15 protein-coding genes and 1 pseudogene are annotated in these 18,430 nt (G+C 62.6%); 11 read left to right on the plus strand and 5 right to left on the minus strand.

What is annotated here, in order from left to right; genetic code table 11:
- Positions 1-473: 473 nt before the first annotated feature.
- From ACU18_RS04345 to ACU18_RS04380, 8 genes are all read left to right on the plus strand, one after another.
- Entirely contained in the window at positions 474-1,541 is a 1,068-nt protein-coding gene (locus ACU18_RS04345; RefSeq protein ID WP_050684314.1) for a LacI family DNA-binding transcriptional regulator, read from the plus strand.
- Positions 1,542-1,619: 78 nt separating this feature from the next.
- The gene (locus ACU18_RS04350) at positions 1,620-3,293 is read left to right on the plus strand and encodes an ABC transporter substrate-binding protein (RefSeq protein ID WP_050684315.1); all 1,674 of its coding nucleotides are present in this window, start codon (positions 1,620-1,622) and stop codon (positions 3,291-3,293) included.
- Between the two features lie 166 nt (positions 3,294-3,459).
- Positions 3,460-4,437 (plus strand): ABC transporter permease, encoded by a 978-nt coding sequence (locus tag ACU18_RS04355; RefSeq protein WP_050684316.1) that lies wholly within the window; start codon positions 3,460-3,462, stop codon positions 4,435-4,437.
- A 10-nt stretch (positions 4,438-4,447) separates the two neighbouring features.
- Positions 4,448-5,374, plus strand: a complete 927-nt coding sequence (locus tag ACU18_RS04360; protein ID WP_050684317.1) for an ABC transporter permease — start codon at positions 4,448-4,450, stop codon at positions 5,372-5,374.
- Positions 5,371-6,333 carry an ABC transporter ATP-binding protein gene (locus tag ACU18_RS04365; protein ID WP_050684318.1) on the plus strand — a complete coding sequence of 321 codons (963 nt, stop codon included), beginning with the start codon at positions 5,371-5,373 and terminating at the stop codon, positions 6,331-6,333. The genes ACU18_RS04360 and ACU18_RS04365 overlap by 4 nt, the downstream gene beginning before the upstream one ends.
- Positions 6,330-7,424 carry an ATP-binding cassette domain-containing protein gene (locus ACU18_RS04370; protein ID WP_050684319.1) on the plus strand — a complete coding sequence of 365 codons (1,095 nt, stop codon included), beginning with the start codon at positions 6,330-6,332 and terminating at the stop codon, positions 7,422-7,424. Before ACU18_RS04365 ends, ACU18_RS04370 begins: the two co-directional genes overlap by 4 nt.
- Entirely contained in the window at positions 7,421-8,968 is a 1,548-nt protein-coding gene (locus ACU18_RS04375) for a glycoside hydrolase family 32 protein (protein ID WP_050684320.1), read from the plus strand. The genes ACU18_RS04370 and ACU18_RS04375 overlap by 4 nt, the downstream gene beginning before the upstream one ends.
- Positions 8,969-9,099: 131 nt before the next feature.
- Complete coding sequence (locus ACU18_RS04380; RefSeq protein WP_050684321.1) at positions 9,100-10,524, plus strand: glycoside hydrolase family 32 protein; 1,425 nt, start codon at positions 9,100-9,102, stop codon at positions 10,522-10,524.
- A gap of 195 nt (positions 10,525-10,719) precedes the next feature.
- On the opposite strand, the gene ACU18_RS04385 is transcribed toward ACU18_RS04380, so the two are convergent.
- Positions 10,720-12,165, minus strand: a complete 1,446-nt coding sequence (locus ACU18_RS04385) for an SLC13 family permease (protein ID WP_050684322.1) — start codon at positions 12,163-12,165, stop codon at positions 10,720-10,722.
- 12 nt (positions 12,166-12,177) lie between these two features.
- Complete coding sequence (locus tag ACU18_RS04390; protein WP_050684323.1) at positions 12,178-13,296, minus strand: PrpF domain-containing protein; 1,119 nt, start codon at positions 13,294-13,296, stop codon at positions 12,178-12,180.
- A 239-nt stretch (positions 13,297-13,535) separates the two neighbouring features.
- On the opposite strand from ACU18_RS04390, the gene ACU18_RS04395 reads away from it, so the two are divergent.
- A complete protein-coding gene (locus tag ACU18_RS04395; RefSeq protein WP_050684324.1) occupies positions 13,536-14,474 on the plus strand; it encodes a LysR family transcriptional regulator in 939 nt (312 codons plus the stop codon).
- A 90-nt stretch (positions 14,475-14,564) separates the two neighbouring features.
- On the opposite strand, the gene ACU18_RS04400 is transcribed toward ACU18_RS04395, so the two are convergent.
- On the minus strand, positions 14,565-14,768 hold the full coding sequence (locus ACU18_RS04400) for a hypothetical protein (protein WP_231685999.1): 204 nt from the start codon (positions 14,766-14,768) through the stop codon (positions 14,565-14,567).
- A 238-nt stretch (positions 14,769-15,006) separates the two neighbouring features.
- Between ACU18_RS04400 and ACU18_RS04405 the strand changes: the two genes are divergently transcribed.
- Together ACU18_RS04405 and ACU18_RS04410 are read left to right on the plus strand one after the other, a co-directional pair.
- Positions 15,007-16,077 (plus strand): helix-turn-helix transcriptional regulator, encoded by a 1,071-nt coding sequence (locus tag ACU18_RS04405; RefSeq protein ID WP_050684326.1) that lies wholly within the window; start codon positions 15,007-15,009, stop codon positions 16,075-16,077.
- A 319-nt stretch (positions 16,078-16,396) separates the two neighbouring features.
- Entirely contained in the window at positions 16,397-17,089 is a 693-nt protein-coding gene (locus ACU18_RS04410) for an LmeA family phospholipid-binding protein (RefSeq protein ID WP_050684327.1), read from the plus strand.
- Between the two features lie 126 nt (positions 17,090-17,215).
- On the opposite strand, the gene ACU18_RS04415 is transcribed toward ACU18_RS04410, so the two are convergent.
- Complete coding sequence (locus tag ACU18_RS04415) at positions 17,216-18,040, minus strand: DUF2382 domain-containing protein (RefSeq protein ID WP_050684328.1); 825 nt, start codon at positions 18,038-18,040, stop codon at positions 17,216-17,218.
- A 132-nt stretch (positions 18,041-18,172) separates the two neighbouring features.
- A pseudogene (locus tag ACU18_RS19850) lies at positions 18,173-18,430 on the minus strand (DUF3618 domain-containing protein); the annotation flags it as partial.

The following is an 18,430-nucleotide window of genomic DNA, read 5'->3' on the forward strand; positions in this document are numbered from 1 at the left end:
CTCGCGATTGGTGAAGTCTACGTGCTGGCAGGCTCCGGCCGGAAGCGTTTGCCTGCAGAACCTACCGGCAGGCTCTTGGATCAGTCCGAGGCCTGGATCTCCCTAGGGACGGAATGCTTGCGTGGCCTGTTCCGGGCGGGGATCCGGGTTACAGCCTCGTGGCGTGGACCCGGGCATTTCAAATGCTCCCGATACCGTCCACGGTCATTCGAACCACAACGCCGGCTTCCAACGGCGGGGGAGTCCTGGCACCGTTGCGTCCCCCGGGGCCCGGCGAGGCAGCCCGCTGCCGCGCGTCCCCGCAAGGTGACGGGCGGCCCGTTCCGAGCTGTTGACAGACGGGAAGTAACGCGGGTAACCTAAGTCACATGCCCGGCAGGTAACGCGCGTTACCAACAGCGTTTCCTCCGGGCTGCCAGACAATGAGGCGCTGGCAACATCCCTGCATCAACCAAGAGCACCCGGAGTATTCAATGGCGAAAACCACCCCCGACGAGTCCGTTCCTGTGCGGCAGCGGGGAGTCACCATGAAGGACGTCGCCAACCACGCCGGCGTTTCCCGGACTGCAGTCTCATTTGTCCTGAGTAACCGCGAAAACGCCAGTATTTCCGAAGAAACCCGCGCCCGCATCAGCGACGCCGTGCAGGAACTGGGCTACCGCCCTAATGCCGGCGCCCGTGCGCTGGCAGCACGGCGCAGCGACTGGTACGGAATCGTGACGGAGATCGTCACGGCACCCTTCGCCGTCGACATCATTAAAGGCGCCCAGGACCAGGCCTGGCTTGACCGCAGGTTCCTGCTCATCGCGCCCTCCGACCAGGCCGATGCCGTAGGACCCAACGACGGACTGGAAGATGCTGCAACTGAAAAGCTGCTGGAACAACGAGTGGAGGGACTTCTCTACGCAGCCACCTTTCACCGGGGTGTCCACGTCCCGGAAAGCGCCAAGGAAGTACCCACCGTCCTGATCAATTGCTTTGACGCGGACGGAAAGTTGCCGTCGATCGTCCCCGACGAGCGTGCCGGTGGCCGCGTCGCCGTCGAACACCTGCTCCAGGCCGGCCACACCCGGATTGGAGTGATCAACCTCGACCCGGACATTCCCGCCGCAGTGGGGCGATTGGAGGGTGCCCGCGAAGCACTCGCACTTGCCGGACTGGAGTTGGACCCGGAACTGGTGGTGTCCGGATACGCAACGGCCGATGGTGGCTACGAAGCCGCGTGCCGGATCCTGGACCGGTACCCACCGGCTGACCGGCCCACCGCACTGTTCTGTCTCAACGACCGAATGGCGATGGGTGCTTACGACGCCATCAAGGAACGGGGCTTGACCATCCCCGGCGACATCGCCGTGATCGGCTTCGACAACCAGGAACTCATTTCGGCCTACCTGCGGCCAAAACTGACCACGGTTGCGTTGCCCTTCGAAAAAATGGGGGCCCTGGGCGTCCAAACGCTCGCTGCCCTTACAGCCGGACAGCCGATTCTTGCCAACCAGCAATTGGTCGGCTGTCCGCTGCTAGAACGCTCTTCGGTCTGACCGCGAAATCAACGTCGAAGAGCAAACCCTTACCCACCCCTTCACTTTGCTGATGAAGATAGGAAAGAGACAACCATCATGACACAACCCCGATACTTCCGGGCTGCCCGGATGACGGCAGCAAGCCTTGCTATGGGTGCGATGCTGCTCACCGGCTGCACCGCCAACGTTGGCAAAACAGGCACCTCCGACGCCGAAGCGAACGCCAGCGCGTTCCTCACCATTCCACGCGAGGACATGGGTACGTTCGTGCAGAACTTCAACCCGTTCGCCCCCACGGTCAACCCGATGGTTCAGCAGTCCATCTACGAATCGCTCCTGATCTTCAACCCGGCAAAGGGAGAAACAGTGCCGTGGCTGGCCACCGAGTGGAAGGCAGCAGAGGACGGCAAATCAGTAACGTTCACCCTTCGTGACGGGGTCAAGTGGTCCGACGGGCAGCCTCTCGTGGCTGACGACGTTGCGTTCACTTTCGAACTTCAGAAAAAAATCAAGGGCGGTTTTGAGTACCTGGACACCGTGACCGCCGAGGGGAATAACGTCACGTTCAACTTCAACAAGCCCTGGTCGCCGGCCCTCCATGACGTTGGCCAACTGATCATCCTGCCCAAGCACATCTGGTCTGCTTTGCCGGACCCGGAAAAGGACGCAAACGCCAAGCCGGTGGGTACCGGACCCTACACCGAGGTGGATACGTTCCAGGCCCAATCCTTCGTCCTGAAGAAGAACCCCAACTACTGGCAGCCTGGCAAGCAGAAGATCGCCGGCATCAAGATGCTCGCATTCGCAGGGAACGACGGCGCCAACCTCGCCGCCGCCAACGGGGACGTTGACTGGGCTCCGCAGTACATCCCCAACATTGAGAAGACGTTTGTTTCCAAGGACAAGGAGCACCGCCAGTACTGGTTCCCTGCCACCGGCGCCATGATCAACTGGCAGCTCAACACCACCAAAGCACCGTTCAATGATGTTGACGTCCGCAAGGCACTGAGCATGGCCGTGGACCGCGACCAGGTCACCAAAATCGGCATGAGCGGCTACGCCAAGCCGGCGGACTGCACCGGCCTCTCCGGCAACTATGAAACCTGGAAGAACAGCCAGGTCAAGGACAACTGCACGTGGACCAACCACGAGGTGCAAAAAGCCAACGACCTGCTGGACAAGGCAGGCTACCCCAAGGGTGCCGACGGGAAGCGCACGCTCAAGGACGGCAAACCCTTCGAATTCAAGATCTCAGTGGGTGCGACGTCCTCTGATTGGCTGTCCGTGGCCAACGTGATCGCGCAGAACCTGGCCGAGGTGGGCGTCACTGCCAAGGTGGAGTCCCCTGACTGGGCTGCAGTGGTGGCCGGGTACGAGACCGGCGACTTCGACTCCGGCATCGTCTGGAGCGCCAACGATCCCAGCCCCTACAAGTACTTCAACACCTCCATGGGCAGCGCCACGGTCAAGCCGGTAGGCACCAAAACGTTTGATAACTACCACCGCTTCGGCGACACGAAAGCCGATGCGCTGTTGGCCGACTTCGCAGCTGAAGCTGACGAAGCCAAACAAAAGGACATCGCCAACAAGCTCCAGGAAGAGTACAACGACGCCGCACCGCTCGTGCCGCTGTTCTCAGGCCCGGAATGGGGCGCCTTCAACGACACCCGATTCACCGGATGGCCCACCGAGGACAACCCGTACGCCACCCTCTCCGTCCGGTCACCTACAACGGTGCTCGTCCTGACCACCCTGGAACCGCGCAAGTAGTCCCCACCGCCGCCCTAACCTCGCTGCGCTTCGGCCAGGGAACCCGGGCGGCGTGGGCCCAACCACCGCCGCCCCCTTACCGCACGCCCGGCAGAACACCCGTTGATCCTGGCCCATACTGCCGGGCGTGCCCCACCTTTACGCAATTCCCGAATGGAGGGAAACCGTGCGCTTCATCCTGCGCCGCCTGGGTTTCTACCTGATCGCCTTCATGGCATCCATCACCTTGAATTTTATGCTCCCGCGGTTCATGCCGGGGGACCCCGTGTCCCGCATGTTCGCCCGTTCCCAGGACCGGATGCAGCCCGAACAGATCGAGGCCCTGCGCAAGTTGCTGGGTGTTGACGATCGGCCCATCTGGGAGCAATACATCGACTACCTGCACAACGTTTTCACCGGGCAGATGGGTGTTTCCATCTCCCGTTTCCCCACCCCGGTCACCGAGGTCATCTCATCCCAAATTGGCTGGACACTCCTGCTGGGGGGAACCGCGCTGGTGATTGCCGCCGTCGTGGGTAACCTGCTGGGAATCCTGGCCGCCTGGCGGCGCGGCGGAACGATCGACTCCGCGCTCCCGCCGCTGCTGGTTTTTATTGGCTCATTTCCATACTTCTGGCTTGCGATGGGTGCGCTGTACCTGTTCGGCGTGGTGTTGGACTGGTTCCCGATCCGGCATGCATTCACGGACGGTCTGGAGCCTGCCTTCACCTGGGAATTCATCGGCGACGTCGGTGCGCACCTGGTGCTGCCTGCGCTGACGATTGTCTTGGTCTCGATCGGCGGCTGGATGCTCGGTATGCGTAACACCATGATCGCCACCAACTCCGAGGATTACATCACCATGGCTGAAGCCAAGGGCCTCCGCCCGGGCCGCATCATGCTCCGCTACGCCGCCCGCAACGCCATGCTTCCCTCCGTAACGAGCTTCGGCATGGGCCTTGGATTCGTTGTGGGTGGTGCGCTGCTCACTGAAGTGGTGTTCGCCTACCCCGGAGTCGGTTACCAGCTCCTTAACGCCGTCCAAGGGCTCGACTATCCACTGATGCAGGGCCTGTTCCTGACCATCACTGCCGCTGTTCTGCTGGCCAACTTCCTGGTGGACATCCTGTACGTCCGCCTCGACCCGCGCGTGCGCAGCAACTAGAGGACCGATCATGACAACCGCACTCCTGAAGCAGCCCACGCCAACACCAGCTGCCCGCAAACCAAACCGTAGCTTCATCCACGGCCTCACCAGCAACAAAAAAGCGCTGACGGGGATGGCCGTGATGGTCATCTTCATTGCCCTGGCCTTGCTGGCGCCGGTGCTGTTTCCGGGCGACCCGTCCAGGATCACCGCATTGGCGTCCCTGGAACCATCGGCTGAGCACTGGCTTGGCACCACGGCCAAAGGACAGGACGTCCTCGCGCTGACTGTCCACGGCTCACGCAGTTCGTTGTTCGTGGGGCTGACCGTGGGCTTGCTGTCCACCTTCATCGGAATCCTGGTGGGACTTGCCTCGGCGTACTTCGGCAAGTTCATTGACGAAGCGCTGTCCCTGGTCACCAACGTGTTCCTGCTACTGCCCGGATTGCCGCTGCTGGTCATCCTGGCTGCCTTCCTTCCGCCTGGCCTGGGCACCGTGATCCTGGTCCTGGTGGTCACAGGGTGGGCCGGCTCAGCACGCGTCCTGCGCTCACAAGCCTTGTCCATCCGCTCCAAGGACTTTGTCGCCGCTGCCGTGGTCTCCGGCGAACGGGCCGGCCGGATCATGTTCCGCGAGATCTTGCCCAACATGGCCTCAATCGTCATGGGCACCCTGCTGGCCTGTGTGATTTACGGTATCGGCGCCCAAGCGGGCCTCGAGTTCCTGGGCCTGGGCGATGTCAGCACCGTCTCTTGGGGCAACAACCTGTTCTGGGCCGGCAACGAAGGTGCACTGCTGACGGGCAGTTGGTGGGTCTTCGTCCCCTCAGGCCTGTGCATCGCGCTGGTTGCCTTTGCTCTTGCCCTCATCAACTACGCCGTGGACGAGGTCACCAACCCGCGGCTCCGGAAGATCAAAACTCCGAAAGATACCGAAAGGAGCGCTGCCAAGTGACAATCTCCCAAGTTTCCTTCGGCTCCCACGAACCCGTCCTGGACGTCAAGGACCTCACCGTCAAATACGTCGGCGACACCCGCTCCACCACCGCCGTCGACCGCGTTTCCTTCAGCATCGGCACCGGCGAGGTGTTCGGGCTCGCGGGAGAGTCCGGCTGTGGGAAGTCCACTATCGCCAACTCGATCATGAGGCTCCTGAAGGATCCAGCGAAGATCGCAGGCGGCAGCATTTCCTTCGGCGGCAAGGATGTCCTGGCCATGAGCCCTGAGGAGTTGCGGCGCTTCCGCTGGCAGGACGTGGCGATGGTCTTCCAGTCAGCCATGAACTCGCTCAATCCGGTGCTGACCATCGGCGAGCAGATCGTGGACATCTTCACCACCCACGCCGCCTACTCCCGCAAGGAATCGCTGCGGCGTGCCGGTGAACTGCTGGAACTCGTCAGGATCGACCCCGCACGCCTCAGGTCGTATCCGCACCAACTCTCGGGCGGTATGCGTCAACGTGCCGTGATTGCCATGGCAGTGGCACTCAAGCCCTCACTGTTGATCCTGGATGAACCCACCACCGCGCTGGACGTGGTGGTGCAGCAGGAGATCATGGCGCAAATCAAGGAGCTCCAGCGCGAGCTCGGCTTCTCCGTCCTCTTCATCACGCACGACATGTCCCTCATGGTGGAACTCTCGCACCGCATGGCAGTGATGTACGGCGGGCGGATCGTGGAAACCGCGAAGGCCCAGGACGTTTACGCCACCCCCCGACACCCCTACACCCAGGCGCTGATGGGCGCTTTTCCGCCCCTCACCGGTCCCCGGGTTCCGCTGACGGGCCTGCCCGACGGCGTGAAATTCCGCAACATCCCGGACCTCAGCGAGGTGTCACCCGGCCACTTCGTGGCACCGTTCGGTGCCGATGCTCCGGTTATTGAGTCCGCAAACCTGGAAGGAGCCACGCCATGAGCCACTCCGTCACGACCCGGCAGCCGGGAACCACTTCCGGCGGTCCGGCCTTGGAAATCCGGGGCCTGGGCAAGTCGTTCGCCGTTGGGGGGCTCTTCTCCCGCGATTCTGTCCGCGCCTTGCACGGCGTCGATCTGTCCATTGGCCGGGGCGAAATCGTAGCCCTCGTGGGGGAGTCCGGTTCCGGCAAAAGCACCCTGGCCCGCTGTGTCGCCAGACTCGAAAAGCCGAGCTCCGGGGAGATCCTCATTGACGGCGTCGATGTGCTGAGGCGGGATCGTTTCCAAGCATCCCGGGCCTTCCGGTCCCAGCTGCAGATGGTTTTCCAGGACCCCTTCGGCTCATTGAACCCGGCGCACAGGGTCGAGCACTTCCTCCGGCGTTCCTTGGCGATCCACGGCAAGACCGGCGGTACGGAGAAGGAGACTCGGCAGCGGCTCGAAAGGCTTATGACCACTGTTGGCCTGGATGCCGACATGCTGAACTCGTACCCGCACGAGCTCTCCGGCGGCCAGCGCCAACGCATTGCGATTGCCCGGGCACTAGCCGTTGAACCGCAGGTCATCCTGGCCGATGAGCCGACGTCCATGCTGGACGTTTCCGTTCGGATCGGCGTGCTGAACCTGATGCGCAAGCTCCGCGATGAGCAAGGTATCTCCATGCTCTACATCACCCACGACCTCGCATCCGCACGGTACCTGGCGGACCGTACAGCGGTGATGTTTGCCGGTGAACTGGTTGAGGAAGGCGAGTCTTTGGACCTCCTGGCCACCCCGGCGCACCCGTACACGCAGCTCCTTGTTTCGGCCGTGCCGGATCCCTCCCGGGCAGGCTCGTACGATCCCGTCCGCCGGGCTGAACTGCGGCAGGCTGTTATGGCCTCGACGCACTGCGCGTTCGACGGTGACCCGAACCAGGCCTGCTCGGCCGAAGAACCAGTCCGCCACCGGGTGGGCAACCCCGAAAACCGCCACTGGGTGCGCTGCCACCTCTATCGCCCGTGGGCTGCTGCCGGCGGCCATGCCCTGGCGAGTGAACCGATCCAACCCGGCCACCCGGCGTCGAACGCTCAAGAAGAGGCCTCCGCATGACTGAACTGACCCACCCGCTCGCCACCACTCCGCAGGATGAGTTGGTGGCCCGCGCGGAAGCCGATCCGCTGCGGCCGCGCTTCCACTTTGTCTCACCGGCCGGTTGGCTCAATGATCCCAACGGGGTCAGCCAATGGAACGGCACCTACCACCTCTTCTATCAGTACAACCCCGAGGGCGCTTTCCACCACCGCATCCAATGGGGTCACGCCACCAGCACCGACCTGGTCACCTGGAGTGACCAGCCCGTCGCCTTGGAACCTTCCGCAGGACCGGACGCCGAGGGCTGTTGGTCCGGGGTGCTGGTTAACGACGGCGGCACTCCCACCTTGGTGTACTCCGGCCGGTTCGCGGACAAGGAGTTGCCCTGCGTCGCCGTTGGAACCCCTGACCTGCTGGACTGGACCAAAGATCCCGGGAATCCGGTCATTGGCGCCCCGCCCGCTGGCGTAAACACCACCGCGTTTCGGGATCATTGCGTCTGGCAAGAGGGAAGCAAATGGCGGCAGCTGGTGGGTTCAGGAATCCGGCACGCCGGCGGCACGGCCTTCCTGTATGAATCTTCGGACCTGCGGTCCTGGGACTACCTCGGACCCCTGTTCATCGGGGATGCCTCCCAAGGAGATCCCGCGGACTCTGACTGGACCGGAACCATGTGGGAATGCGTTGACCTGTTCCGTGCAGGGCAGGGCTCGCTGGGGTCTGCACCTGCCGACGACTCACCAGATGTGCTGGTCTTCTCCGCGTGGAATGACGGCGAAACCCGGCACCCGCTGTATTGGACCGGGCGGTATGCCGGCGACGCCTTTGAACCGGATTCGCTGCACCGTTTGGACTACGGAGGCCGCTTCTTCTATGCACCGCAGTCCTTCCAGGATGAGTCCGGCCGGCGTGTCATGTTTGGCTGGATGCAGGAAGGCCGCAGTGACGCAGCGATGGTGGAAGCCGGCTGGTCCGGGGTCATGAGCCTGCCGAGGGTCACCACGTTGGCGAACGACGGAACCCTCGAGTTCGAACCCGTTCCCGAAATTGAGAAGCTGCGCCGGAAACATGCCGGTGTGCCTGCCCAGGTGCTGGTGGCCGGGACATCAATGGATACCGGTGTGTCGGGCAACCAGCTGGACCTTGAGCTGGACGTGCAGCTTGCTGCCGGTGCAGAGCTGCGGCTCGGACTGCTTGGAACCGCGGAGGGTGCTGAGGAGACGGTGATCGTTCTTAGCCGGTCCGCTGACGGCACCCCCACCGGCATGCTGCATCTCGACCGTACCCGCAGCAGCCTCGACCCCGCCGTCGATCTGGTGGAAAAGTCCGGCGCCATTCCGATGACCGACGGTCGGGTCCGCCTGCGCGTCCTGGTGGACCGGTCCGCCGTCGAAATTTTCGCCAACGGCAAGCCGCTCACGGCCCGTGTCTATCCCACCCTGGGCGGCGAGCGCGTGAGACTGGCCGCCAGTGAAGGCTCGGTGCGGCTCCTTTCCCTGGACGCCTGGACCATGGCTGAGGTGTTTACGGAGACCCGTAGCCTCCTGCCGGAACGGAAGTGAAACCCATGGAAAACTCTTCAGTCTCTCGCCGCGGACTTCTGACGGGCGCCGGTGCGGTTGCGTTGGGTGGGTCCATCGCGCTGTCCAATCCCGCGTCCGCGGCAGGCAGCCCGTCGAAAGGACCATCCAGAATGCGCCCCGTCTATCACTTCAGCGTGGCCGACAACTGGAAGAACGATCCCCAACGGCCCATCTACCTGGATGGCGAGTACCACTACTACTACTTGTACAACGCCGACTACATCACTGGCGGCGGCGGCACGTCATGGCGCCGTGCCACCACCACCGATCACGTTGCCTTCCGGGACCGCGGTGTCTCGATACCGAAATTCAGCAACAACAACGGCGACTGCTGGTCCGGATGTCTGGTGGTGGATGAGCGAAACACCTCCGGATACGGAGCGGGTGCGGTCATCGCCTTGGTTACCCAAGCGCCGGAAGGGCGCCAGGCCCAGTATCTTTGGTACTCAACGGACCGGGGACGCTCATTTCAGCCGGGCGGCACGGAGCCGGTGCTGCCCAACCCTGGTGTGCACGATTTCCGCGATCCCAAGGTGATCTGGGATGAGGACCGGCAGCGGTGGTTCATGGCCAACGCGGAGGGGCAGAAGCTGGGTTTCTACGCCTCCCCTGACCTGCGGTCCTGGCAGCGTGTTGGCGAATTTGTCCGGAGCGACCTGGGGCTTCTGGAATGCCCTGACCTCTTTCTGATGACCGCCGACGACGGCACCCCGCATTGGGTCCTGGGCACCAGTGCGAACGGCAAAGGCCGCGGACTGCCCGCGACGTATGCCTACTGGACGGGGGTTTTTGACGGCAGTTCCTTCACGCCCGACCATCCCGAACCGGAATGGCTCGATTACGGCTTCGACTTCTACGGCGCGGTGACCTACCCACATCACGATGCATCGGGAGCTGTAGACCCTGGCCTCCGACGGGCCATCGGATGGGCGAACTTCTGGGACTACCCTCACAACACGCCAACCCTGGCAACTGACGGTTACAACGGCGATGACATGATCGTGCGCGATGTCCGGCTCAAGCGTGGGACCGGTGCCTATTACCTCACCTCCGCGCCCACGTCTGCGCTGGGTAACCACGTGAAGCGCACGCATCGTCTGGGCGATCTGGCGGTTACGGGTACAAAGGATCTGAAGGTCCGGTCGCTGGCATATGACCTGTCGTGCGAGGTGGTGTGGGACCCAGCCGCACCACCGGCCAATCTCGGTCTTGAGGTGTGCCGCGCCCCGGGTGGCGGCCGGCATGTCGCCGCAGGCGCCTACCTGCGTGGCCCGTTCACGTACGTCAACCGCGGCCCCACGATCAACCCCACTGCCGGCGAAACCCAAACCGCGGTGGACCCCTCCGCAGGCCGCCTCGCTCTTCGTATCCTCGTGGATCGCACCAGCGTGGAGATGTTCGTCGGAGATGGACGCGTGGTGCACTCGCACCGGGTCTTCCCCCTTGAAGGCGATGACGGTATCCGGCTGTACGCCCATGAAGGAGCGGCCCTGTTCCGCGACCTGACCATCCGTGAGATCGCGGTCTCACCGTAGCCCGCTCCTGCCTGGAGTGCACAAGGCCGGACTGTAAAACCTAAGGCAGGGCCCGCCGGTGTGGCGGCCCTGCCTCAGGTGCACGGGGTTTGCGCTTTTGCGCCCGTCTCTCGGGCTACCTGTTGCGATGGTGTGCAAGGCGCAATCCCCACGCCGGCCGATCGTTGATGCCGGCAGTCTTCATGGCCTTGCGGCCTACATGATGCCGGTTGGTACCAGCAAGGCCCAGGCAAGTGCGGGTGCTACCAGGACTACTCCGCCGGCGTACATCATCAGCTGCTTGTAAACGCGCTGGCGGTCGTCTTCGCGGGCGTTGGCGACCACCAGGGCACCGTCGGTGGAGAAGGGCGATACATCCACGACAGTCGCGGCGATGGCGAGGGCAGCCACTGTCCCCGACGCGCTCAGTGAGCTGGTTGCCAGGAGGGGACCAGCCAAGGGGATGAAGGCCGTCAGCAGTGCGGTGGATGATGCGAAGGCTGAGCCGACACCGATGACGTAGCAGAGCACGAGGGCGATGAGGAGCGGTGCTCCAAGGGCCAGGGCCTGCTCGGCGAGGGTATCGATGACCCCGACGTGCTGGAGCAGGGAGACGTAGGTGATCATCCCTGCGACGAGCAGCACAGTTGACCAGGAGACTCCGCCGATGAAGGTCTGGTGTTCCTTGATGTTGACCAGTGCCAGCAGGAGTCCTGCTGAGAGGGCGACAAAGCCGATCGGCATGTGGAAGCCCAAAGCGCAGACGAGCATGGCCACGATGAGTCCCAAGGTGAGGATTTGCTGGCCGCGTGGCCGGGTGGTGCGGGTCTCAAGGTCGGCGTGCTGGCCGGCAGCGCCGTCGCGAAGCCTACCCAGGAGGGCGAACACCACTACCGTCAGCACGGACAGGATCAGATTCAGGGCAAAGCTCGCTCCGAAAAGCGCGCCTTGGGAGATCGGAAAGCCGTTCTTCACCGCAATGTCATGGACCAGGACGCCTGCCACGGACAGCGGCGAGAAGCCGCCGGCGTGAGCTCCGTTGATGATGAAAGCGCCCATGAGCACGGGGTGGATGCGCGATTCGTAGGCCAGTCCGATGGCGGCGGGGGCCAGGAGTGCGACGGCGGCAGGGGAGAAGGTTCCGAGCGCGGTGAGCGATGCTGCCAGAAGGAAGAATACCCACGGCAGAAGCATTGTCTTGCCCCGCACCAGCCGCACACAGTTCTGGACGATGATGTCGATGGTCCCGTTCCTCTGGGCCATGCTGAAGAAGTACGTGACTCCGATGATCGTGATCACGATATTGGCGGGGAAGTCGGCAAGGATTTCCTTGTCGGTCATGCCGAGCATGAAGTAGCCGACGCCGAAGGAGGCCACGAGTCCCATGACGCCGATGTTCAAGGGCCACTTGGTGGCGACAACGAACATCACCACGAGGATTACCAGCGGGATGATCTGGGTGGCGGTCATGGTCGGCTCCGATTCCGGGGTGGCCGCCGGGTTGAATAGGGCACCCCCGAACAGGATGGCGACCAGGCCCAGAATGGCAGAAGCGGCAACCGTTACCAGCAGGATACGGCGGCGGTTGTTGGGCTGCTGGGAACGTTCTTCCCGGATGTCGCTCTCAGTCTCGGGAGCTGGTTTGAAAATAGTCTTAGCCATGGTGTTTTCTCCTCATCGAGTGGCTGTTGCTAGTGAGGCTTCGACGGCGTTGCCGAGAGTCTCCGGAAGGTGGATGATGCTGGAGGCGATGGTGCGCGCCGTCCGGTCGACGCCGACCAGCAGGGATCCGTCTTGTTCCTCGCTCCAGGTTTCGATGACGCCCGCGGGCGTCCTGAGCTTCAGAACTGCTATGGATGTGTTGCCGGTGATGGTGTTCAGCACGGTGCCCGGCGTACGGGCAGCGAGCGTCAGCGCGATGCTGCCGGTGATCGCCAGTGCGGGATGCGGTTTCCCCATGGAGAGCATCATGACGTTTACGTCACCTGCGGCGTCAGGCCCTTCGGGCGGGCCGACGATTGCAAGTTTGGGAACAGCCCGCGCGGCCTGGGCGGGAGTTGCTGCCATTCCCATCCGGACCGCAGCCTGGCGGCGTATTACGTCCAGTGTGTCGAGTTGAAGTTCAACTTCGGCTTTCCATGTGTCGTAGCGGGCAGTATCCAGGCCAAGTTCCTCAGCCCGCACCATGACTACGGGTGCGCCGGCGTCCACCATGGAAACCGTCCAGCGGGTTCCGCCGGCAACGATCGTGTCAGATGCCGAGCCCGTGGGCAGCAGTTGTCCGGTGGTCTTGCCGGCCGGATTCTGGAAGCCGAGCCCCACTCTGTAGCCGGGAAACACAACGCCGGGCATCTGTGCGTCCGGGACGATCGGCAGGGCGCCGGCGGGTGTTGAAACCCGCTGAATGATGATCTGTCCCGTGTTGGTGTTCCGCGTGACGATCCGCGTGGAGTCGCCGGAAGGAACTACCCACCCTTTCTCGATGGCATAAAGACCCACAACCGCCGAGCAGTTTCCGCAGTTGCTGCCCCAGTCAACAGATGCTTCTTCGATGCCCACTTGGGCGAAAGTGAATTCGACATCCACTTCCTTGTCCGCCGGGCGGCTTAGGAGCATTGCCTTGCTGGTGGTTGAAGTGGCCCCGCCTACGCCGTCGATCTGCCGGGAATCCGGGCTTCCGAAGAGTCGGGGCAGGAGATCGTCCAGATTGGCGTTGGCCCTGTCCAGGTCTTCGGTTTCAAAGACCCAGCACTTGCTGGTGCCTCCGCGCATCCATTCGGCTTCGATCTTCATTGTGCTTCCCTGCCTCTCGTGGCATCCTGCAAATTTTGCGGCCTGTTACGAGGATGATGCGAATCACATATGAAGACAATGTTGGATATATGAAGGGGAGTGTAGGGATGCTTCACTCATTGCTGCGGCAGGACGAGGCGGAGCTGAAGAATTGCCTGGTCCCGGATTATCACCCTCCGGCAGGCACCGGGAATCGCAGTCCTGCGTAGAATGAACAAAATACGGGGAAGGCTGAAGCAATGCTTAACGATGAGAACATGGATTTATTTGATATTCGGCGGCTCGCCCTCCTGGTGGAGGTGGTTGAGCAAGGATCCATCACGGCGGCGGCTGACATCATGATGTACTCACCGTCTGCCGTCTCCCAGCAGTTGCGGAAGTTGGAGCAGGAAGTAGGGCAGCCCCTCCTCAATCGCCGATCCCGCGGGGTGGTTCCCACGGAGGCCGGTCAGGTGCTGGCTGGACACGCACGGAGGATCGTAGGACAGATGCGTGCGGCCCGGTCCGACTTGGGTCAGATTGCCGGGTTGGGCCGGGGCTCGTTGACCGTGGGTACGTTTCCCACGTTGGCCGGTTCATTTTTGCCGCTGGTGATCCGCGCATTCAAGAAGCGCTACCCGGCAATTGGCCTGTCTGTGCGCAGCGCCCGCTTCGATGAACTGGTTTCGGACCTGGAGTCCGGAGTGACTGGACTGTGCCTGCTCTGGGATTACCCTTGGAACCGCTTCAACGACGAATCCATTCGGATCACGGAGGTGTTCCAGGAGAGCACGGTGGTCCTTGTGGCCAAGGGGCACCCCTTGGCGGATCGTGATGAAGTGTCCATGAAAGACCTCCGAAAGGAGTCGTGGATAGTCCGTGCAGAGGCGCACCCTGTGGTTGAGGTACTTCAACGATCCGCCCACGACGCCGGCTTTGAGCCGAATATCGGGTTCCTGGCCAACGATTACCAAGAGGCTCAAGCCATGGTCAGCGTGGGCATGGGTGTGGCGATGGTCCCCAAAACAGCAGTGGCCTTGCAGCATCCCGATGTCAGGGTCCTAAGCCTCGGCGCTGACGCCCCCCTGCGCCGGGTTCTTCTGGCCCAACGCCAAGACAAGGTATACGCACCCGCCGAGGTAGCTTTCCATTCAACCCTTCTGGAGATCGCCCGTGAACGTGGCAGTGATTATCTCTGAGCTGATGGTTAGGCCGCCAGCGGGTAAGCGCCAATCCCGGCTGGCCCGCTGTATGACTGTCCGGGCATTGCCGCACGTAAATACCCGCCGTCAGGCTTCGAGTTGAACGACTTCCTTGGTGTCGAGGATCTGCGTCCGTGGCTCGCCCCCGAAGGCGGGCCCTGCGGCCCCGGAACTCCAGATCTGTCTCATCGACGCCAGGAGGCGTTCGGCTTGGGAGACCGTCGGGAACTCAAGGTCGATCAGAACATACCGGGGGTTATCGACGGGCTGGTAAATGGAGTACCTCTGCACGCCTGCTTTGCCTCGCCCGGCCGGGTCCCGGTCGAACGCGGCCTTCCATGTCGCGAAGTCGTGAGTGCGGTGTTCAATCCTGAGAATAGGCATGTCCCGTACTTTCTCGTTGGGGTGTGCCCTGAGCGTAGGGTTCGTCGCTCTCGGTAACCATCCCAACTTTCTGGGATCTTTCTTCCAGCGGGCAGCTGCAATCTCAAGACATGGAACGGGGCTTTTTTGGGCGTACTGTCGAGATATGGTCACGCAACTGACACTGGCCAACGTTCGGGAGCGAATAGAGTCCATCAGCGCAGTGCCTTCAGATGCCAGAACGTTCCGAACTGACGCGCTTCGCGAATTGCATCGTGCTCTCGACTTCGATGCCCACGTTTGGCTGCTCACGGATCCGGTGACCACAGTCGGTTCTGACCCGCACGCGGATGTCCCGGCATTCGGTCAGCTGCCGTCCCTTATCAAGTTTAAGTACCTAACCAAGGTCAATCGATGGACTGATTTGATCACCCGCCGCGTGGCGGTGGCGTCGCTGATCGAGGCGACGGGTGCAGAGCTAGCGGAAAGCCTTCTCTGGACGGAAGTACTGCAAAATTACCGGGTAAAGGATGTGGCCTCGATCGTGATGGCAGATAGCTATGGTTGCTGGGGTTTTCTCGACCTATGGCGAAGGAGCCCAGAGGCATTTGACGGCCATGAACTCGCGTTTCTGAGTGATCTCGCGCCGTCGCTGACACGAGCGCTTCGGATGCGGCAGGCGGGTACATTTTCGACGATTCCGCCGGCGCTGCGCCTCGAAAGAGGGCCCGTGGTTCTTATTCTCAGCGAGAACCTCGAAGTAGTCAGCCAGACCGGGGCGGCCGGAGAGTGGCTTCGAACACTCCTGCCAGCTGCCGGCACCCTGCCGCCGGTGCCCGCGAGTGTCTACAATGCTGCAGCGCAGTTACTTGCGGTTGAACAGGATGTCGACTCGCACGAGGCCAGCGCGCGTGTGCATCTTATGGAGGGCGCCTGGATCACCGTTCGCGCCGCAAGAATGGGTTCGCAGATAGCTGTGACTCTGGAGGCTGCCGCTCCCGACGAGCGGCTTGAGGTCTACACCCTGGCACACGGTATGACCCCACGCGAGGCGGAGCTCCTGGGCATGCTTGTAGCGGGAAGCGACACGAAAACGATTGCCGCGGCGATGACTCTTTCAGAGTTGACCGTGCAAGACCACCTCAAAACCATTTTCGCGAAATCACACACGCACAATCGCCGATCCCTGCTGGCGCAGATCGTCGGCACTCGCGTTGGGGCAGCAAGGACCGAATAATGACATTGAGCAGATCGACGCCGGCGGACGGCGGCTAAGCGCTGATTACGGGGTGGCACGCATTCCGGCTTTGGCTCCTTCTGTGAGCCCCTGTGGGCGTTGCTTTTGATGATCCCGGCCCCATAAGAGCACTGCTGTGATGCCCGTCCACACGATGGCTGCAAGGAACACGAGGCCAATGGCCGATATCGAATCCATCGTGCCAGTCTAGGCCGAAACCCCGCATACTAAGCAAACTTAGTACATGTTCGGGGGAGTCAGCGCCGAGTGCCCTCACAAGCCGTGGCGTGTGGAGGTGGTGAGCCGTCAGAATGTTTCCATGGAGTGGAAACGTGCGAAAGACTGGTTCATCGGTGCTGTGGGTATGGTTTTGATGCTCGGCGTCGCAGCCGTAATCCTCTGGTGGGTGGTGAGTTCCCCGGCCGGCGGGAGCCAGTCCGGGCCCGAAACGTCGCCGTCCGAGGGCTCGGCACATCAGCCAGGCAGGGAGGCGCCCGCAGGCCTGCGGGAGGATGACGTGTGGTTCTCCGATCTTGCGCTTGACGCGGGGACCGTAGTGACCGCCGGTTCGACGCTCAGGGATGTCGAAGCCGTGGGGCGGGGCGTTGTTACCGGCTCGGATGGGCTGGTTGTTGACCGGCTCGATGTCGACGCGACCGTCCCGTTCGAGGTCGTCGCCGGGGAACTCGGGGATGGCACAGTGGTTCGCGCCGCCGACGACGGGCAGGCCACGGTGGTCCGTGACGTTGAGGTCCTCGGCCGGGAAGTGCGGGTCGTTGCAACGGGCACTGTCGAGGTGAAGGCCGGAAGGATCGTTGTTGAGCCACGCTCCATCGACGTTGGCGGGCCGGACTTTCTCTCCGCCGCTACGGCTGCCGTCGTGCGAAGGCTTGTCACAATCGAACACAACATCGAGGGCCTGCCGGATGGGCTAGGGCTCCAAGACGTTGTTGTCCAGAGCGACGGCTTCCGCGCAACTCTCCGGGGTGACGACGTCAGGCTCACCCAATAGCAACACCCACCCCCTCGGCCTCCCGGCTTTCGCGCCGTTCAGTACGAACGGAGGTCCGCCTCCCCATGGGGAGACGGACCTCCGGTGTGGTGCCGGGCTGACCGGCGCTGGCCAAGGAGCGCAGAGTTAGCGGTCGTTGCGCCGTTCGGTGGAGCTGTCGTCGTCGAGTTCGATTTCTTCTTTGCGTACTTCCTCGGTGACGTTGTGCTGTTCGGTCACGGTGTCCTTTTCGAGCCGCACGCGTTCGACGGGCACGGTTTCCTTTTCCACGACGGGGCGCTCTTCGTGGAGTATGACTTCGTGTTCTTCCTCGCTGATGGCCGGGCCGGCCTTGGCATCTCCAACGTTGGCATCGGTGATGGGCTCGCGTTCGAGGCGAACCTCTTCGCGCTGCACGGGAACTGTAGTGGTCACATTCTCCGTGACAACATATTTGCGCAGTCGTGCCCGGCCGGTTTCTTCCGTGCGGGTGCCAACGTGCAGCTGCTCTTCGGAGCGGGTCATGGCATCGTCGGTGGTAGGGCCGGAGGTGTCATGCCCCACGGTGCCGCGGTCAGCGGTACCGGCGTCGGTGTCGGTGCCGGTGCCGGTGCTGGTGCGGGCATCGGTATTGGTGCCGGTGTACCCTGCGCCCGAGGGGAGCTCGTAATAGCTGTAGAGCTCGTCTTCTTCCTGGGGGGTCAGATGCCCGTCAGGTGCAACGTTCGGGGCTTCCTTGACCTTGTCTTTGGTGTACGGGACAACAAGGTCGTGTCCCTCCTGGGAGGCGGACTGGAGGGGGACAAAGGATTCGTTGCTTCCAAAAAAACCGGTCTTAACAGTCACCCAGGTGGGTTCGTTGGTTTCATCGTCGGCGTAGATTTGACCGATTGAGCCGATTTTCCCGCCGTCGGATCCGATGACGTTACCTCCGGCGGAGCTGAGTGAAGCAAGGTTCTCACTGCTGATCATGTTGTTCTCCTTGTTGTACTTCGGATAGAGAACGGACCATCGGCGGTCCGTTTCCGGGGCGGTCGAGGTGTTTTTGGCGCACCGGCGCCAGCGTCGGGGCTGGCGCGTTGTGGCGGCTCCTGACGGGGTTGGTCAGGTGTTCTGGACGTTGTCTTTGGCTTCGGTGCTGCGGTCCTTGACGTCGGCGACGGCGCCTTGGCCTTCGGCTTTGACGTGTTCGGCGGCGTCGGTGGCCGTGGATTTGAGGCTTTCCATGGCGTCCTGGGCGGGCTGCTTGAGGTCCTCGGCCATGTCCTTGGCGGCGTCGGTGAGTTGGCTGGTGAGGGGTTCGGCGGCTGTTTTGAGTTGGTCCGCGGCTTCGCGTTCCTTTTCGCTGGCCGGGATCAGGGA

The organism is Arthrobacter sp. ZBG10 (genome assembly GCF_001238605.1).
In the GTDB taxonomy this organism is placed as follows: domain Bacteria; phylum Actinomycetota; class Actinomycetes; order Actinomycetales; family Micrococcaceae; genus Arthrobacter.

What these genes read in the sequence shown, in the direction of transcription:
- ACU18_RS04345 (WP_050684314.1), top strand. Translation starts at nt 474, where the DNA reads ATGGCGAAAACCACCCCCGACGAGTCCGTTCCTGTGCGGCAGCGGGGA.
- ACU18_RS04350 (WP_050684315.1), top strand. Translation starts at nt 1,620, where the DNA reads ATGACACAACCCCGATACTTCCGGGCTGCCCGGATGACGGCAGCAAGC.
- ACU18_RS04360 (WP_050684317.1), top strand. Translation starts at nt 4,448, where the DNA reads ATGACAACCGCACTCCTGAAGCAGCCCACGCCAACACCAGCTGCCCGC.
- ACU18_RS04370 (WP_050684319.1), top strand. Translation starts at nt 6,330, where the DNA reads ATGAGCCACTCCGTCACGACCCGGCAGCCGGGAACCACTTCCGGCGGT.
- ACU18_RS04375 (WP_050684320.1), top strand. Translation starts at nt 7,421, where the DNA reads ATGACTGAACTGACCCACCCGCTCGCCACCACTCCGCAGGATGAGTTG.
- ACU18_RS04380 (WP_050684321.1), top strand. Translation starts at nt 9,100, where the DNA reads ATGCGCCCCGTCTATCACTTCAGCGTGGCCGACAACTGGAAGAACGAT.
- ACU18_RS04385 (WP_050684322.1), bottom strand. Translation starts at nt 12,165, where the DNA reads ATGGCTAAGACTATTTTCAAACCAGCTCCCGAGACTGAGAGCGACATC.
- ACU18_RS04390 (WP_050684323.1), bottom strand. Translation starts at nt 13,296, where the DNA reads ATGAAGATCGAAGCCGAATGGATGCGCGGAGGCACCAGCAAGTGCTGG.
- ACU18_RS04395 (WP_050684324.1), top strand. Translation starts at nt 13,536, where the DNA reads ATGCTTAACGATGAGAACATGGATTTATTTGATATTCGGCGGCTCGCC.
- ACU18_RS04405 (WP_050684326.1), top strand. Translation starts at nt 15,007, where the DNA reads ATGGTCACGCAACTGACACTGGCCAACGTTCGGGAGCGAATAGAGTCC.
- ACU18_RS04410 (WP_050684327.1), top strand. Translation starts at nt 16,397, where the DNA reads ATGGAGTGGAAACGTGCGAAAGACTGGTTCATCGGTGCTGTGGGTATG.
- ACU18_RS04415 (WP_050684328.1), bottom strand. Translation starts at nt 18,040, where the DNA reads ATGATCAGCAGTGAGAACCTTGCTTCACTCAGCTCCGCCGGAGGTAAC.